This window comes from Arthrobacter sp. JCM 19049 (assembly GCF_001310435.1).
Map to the genome: position 1 here is coordinate 1 of NZ_BAXF01000219.1, position 3,513 is coordinate 3,513.

Below are 3,513 nucleotides of genomic sequence, written 5' to 3' on the forward strand. Positions count from 1 at the left end.
GGCCAGCACCGGGTGGCGCGGGTTCCAGCCGGGGAGGCGATGACCAGCTCGGGTTGCTGCCCGTCCACCTGCGGCAGTCCGGTGACGTGCTCGGCCCCCAGCAGCACCTGCTGGGCCCCGACGATCTTCAGCGTGTCGGCTCGCTGCACGTTCACCGCGTCCTCGCGCCCGTCCACGATGGTGACCAGGCGCCGAGTTCGATCAGGGTGTCGGCGGCGGAGAAGCCGGACAGGCCCAGGCCCGCCACGACCACGCGCAGGCCCTTCCAGTTCGCATCCCAGCTGGTTAGTTCGTCCAGACGTTCACTCACAGTGCCACAACCCATTCAGAGTAGAAGAGCCCCAGCCCGGCGGCGACGAACAGCCCGGCCAAGATCCAGAAACGGACCACCACGTTCTCCTCGGACCAGCCGGAGAGCTCAAAGTGGTGCTGCAGCGGTGCCATCTTGAAGACGCGCTTGCCGCCGGAGAGCTTGAAGTAGCCGACCTGGATGATCACCGACAGGGCGATCATCACGAACAGCCCGGCGATGATGACCAGCAGCAGTTGGGTGCGCGAGAGGATCGCCATCGCGGCAACCGCGCCGCCGATGGCTAGCGAACCGGTGTCCCCCATGAAGATCTTCGCCGGCTTGGCGTTCCACCACAGGAAGGCGACCAGGGCACCGGAGATTGTGGCGCCCAGCAGCGCCAGGTCCAGCGGGTCGCGCACGGTGTAGCAGACCTGGGCGGGGGTGGGGATGGTGCAGGCCTGGTTCTGCTGCCAGATGCCCATCAGGGTGTAGGCGCCAAAAACCATGATGGAGGCGCCGGTGGCCAGCCCGTCCAGCCCGTCGGTGAGGTTCACGCCGTTGGTGGTGGCGGTGACAATGAAGTTCGACCAGATCACGAACAGCACCAGCCCAGCATCGGGCCGGCGAAGGCCAGGTCGATGTTGGTGTCGCGCAGGAAGGAGATGGCGGTGGAGGCCGGGGTCAGGCCCTTGTCGTTGGGGAACTGCAGGGCCAGCACGGAGAAGCTGACGCCCACCACGGCCTGCAGCACGATCTTCTGCCAGGCGCGCAGCCCCAGGGAACGCTTCTTGGCGATCTTGATGAAGTCATCCAGGAAGCCGACCAGGCCCATCCCGCCAAAGAGCAGCAGCACCAGCAGACCGCTGGGGGTGATGCCGGCGCTGGCCCGGCCCAGCAGGGCCAGGATGCCGTGGGTGGCGAAGTAGCTGATGAACACGCTCAGCACGATCACCACACCGCCCATGGTGGGGGTGCCGGACTTGACCGAGTGCGAGTTCGGTCCGTCGTCGCGGACGACCTGGCCGTATTGCTTCTTGGTCAGCAGGCGGATGTACAGCGGCATGACCACCATGGTCAGCACCAGGCGATGCCTGCCCCCAAAATTAATGCGATCACGCTTTGCGGCCTTCCTTTACCTCTGCGGCAATCTCATCTCCGAGGAAACGCAGCCCCGCACCGTTTGATGACTTGAACAAGACAATGTCTCCGGGTTCCAGCTGCTCGTTCAGCAGCTGTCGTGCCTCGTCGAGGTCTTCAACGTAGTGGGCTTCCTCTCCCCAGCTGCCCTCCAGGACCGCCGAGTTGTAGGCCGGTTTGGCTTCACGGCCCACGACCACCAGCTTCTTGATGTTCATGCGCACGGCCAGGCGTCCGAGCTTGTCGTGCTCCAGCACCGAATCCGGGCCCAGTTCCAACATGGAGCCAAGCACGGCCCAGGTTCGCCGGGCCACCCCCTGCTCGTTGGGCAGGCCCAGTTCGGCCAGGGTGATCAGGGCGGCGCGCATCGAGTCGGGGTTCGCGTTGTACGCATCGTTGATGATGCTCACCCCGTCGGCGCGTTCAATGCGCTCCATGCGCCAGCGGCTGCCGGCCTGCAGGCCGTCGAGGGTCGCGGCGATCTGCGCCGGGGCCAGGCCCAGCACGTAGGCGGCGGCTGGCGGCGGCGGTGATGTTGGTGACGTGGTGCCTGCCCAGCAGTCCGCTGGTGATCCGGTGGGTGGAGCCGTCCGGGAAGTTCAGCACCAGACTGAGCCGGCCGTTGGCGTCGGTGTCGGCCTCGCTCGCCCACACGGCCGCATTCGCCGGGGCCTGGTTGGCGGCACCGAAGTACTGCACCTCGGCTTCGGTGCGCGAGGCCATGCGGGCCACCCGCGGGTCCTCGACGTTCAGCAGCGCGGTCCCGTTGGCGGGCAGCGCCTCAACGAGTTCGCCCTTGGCCTTCTCGATGTTCTCCACCCCGCCGAACTCGCCGGCGTGGGCGCTGCCGACGCAGAGCACCACGCCCAGCTGCGGCTTGACCATGCCGGTCAGGTAGGTCAGGTGTCCGATCCCGGTGGCGCCCATTTCCACGACCAGGTACTTGGTCTCTTCGGTGGCGCTGAAGATGGTCAGCGGGACCCCGACCTCGCCGTTGTAGGAGCCGATCGGTGAAACGGTGGGGCCGGAGGTGGACAGCAGGGCCGCCAGCAGGTCCTTGGTGGTGGTCTTGCCGGCCGAACCGGTGATGCCCACGACGACCGCGTCGTTGCGTTCCTTGAGGAACTCGACGATGTGGGCGGCAATCAGGCCCATCGCCTCCACCGCGTCCGTCACGATGATCGCCGGGTGCGGCTGACGCTGTTCGGTCAAGGTTTCGCGTTCGGCCAGGGCGGCGATCGCCCCGGCCTGCAGCGCCTGGTCGATGAAGGCGTGCCCGTCGGAGAATTCGCCGGGCTTGGCAACGAACAGCGCCCCGGCGCGACCTCGCGCGAGTCGGTGGTGACGGAGCTGATGACCCCGGCCGGGTCCAGGCTCTGGCTCGCCCGCCCGCCGGTGATATCAAGGATTTGTTGGATGGACAGTTCAATCATGGCATTTAGGACTTTACACTCAGGCGGGTTAGTCAATCGTCTGTGCGATCGGCGAAAGGGGCGTGAATCCGTGTTTCGACAGCGCCTGGGCCAGCTCCTGGCGGTCATCCAGCGCAACGTCGATTCCGGCGACTTCTTGGCTAACTTCGTGTCCGCGCCCGGCCACGAGGATGGCGTCGGCCGGGTTGGCCAAACTCACAGCGAACTCCACGGCGGCATCGCGTGGCGCGACGTTGTACAGCTTGACGCCGTGGCCGCCCGCGTCGATTTCCGCCTGGGCGCCGGCGGCCACCTGTTCGCGGATCTGCGCCGGGTCCTCGTCGTGCGGGTCGTCGTCGGTGACGATGACGATGTCGGCGTTGCGTACCGCCACCGCGCCCATGTCCGGGCGTTTGGTGGTGTCCCGTTCCCCGGTGGCCCCGAAGACGATGATGCGCCGTCCCCCGTCGCCGGGGCGCAGTGAACCCAGCGCCTTGATCAGCGCATCGGAGTTGTGGGCAAAGTCGACCACGGCCACCGGCTGCTCGCTGATGACCTGCATCCGCCCCGGCACCGACAGGGAAAGCGGGTCGTGGGCGTCAAGCACCTGCTGCAGCCGGTGGGGTCGACCCCGCTGGCCAGGACCATGCACACGGCCAGGGCCGCGTTGGC

Annotated in this window: 2 protein-coding genes and 2 pseudogenes; all 4 read right to left on the reverse strand. The window is 67.0% G+C overall.

The window, feature by feature from the left end; translation table 11 throughout:
• Positions 1-151 precede the first annotated feature (151 nt).
• Positions 152-310, reverse strand: a complete 159-nt coding sequence (locus tag JCM19049_RS19990; protein WP_279402893.1) for a hypothetical protein — start codon at positions 308-310, stop codon at positions 152-154.
• Positions 307-1,408: pseudogene (gene mraY / locus JCM19049_RS09755) on the reverse strand (phospho-N-acetylmuramoyl-pentapeptide-transferase). The gene JCM19049_RS19990 and the pseudogene mraY overlap by 4 nt, the downstream one beginning before the upstream one ends.
• Positions 1,405-2,862 (reverse strand): annotated as a pseudogene (gene murF, locus JCM19049_RS23420) (UDP-N-acetylmuramoyl-tripeptide--D-alanyl-D-alanine ligase). Before murF ends, mraY begins: the two co-directional pseudogenes overlap by 4 nt.
• A gap of 28 nt (positions 2,863-2,890) precedes the next feature.
• Positions 2,891-3,513 (reverse strand): glutamate ligase domain-containing protein (locus JCM19049_RS09765; protein WP_306420774.1); only part of this gene is annotated, 623 nt, incomplete at its 5' end.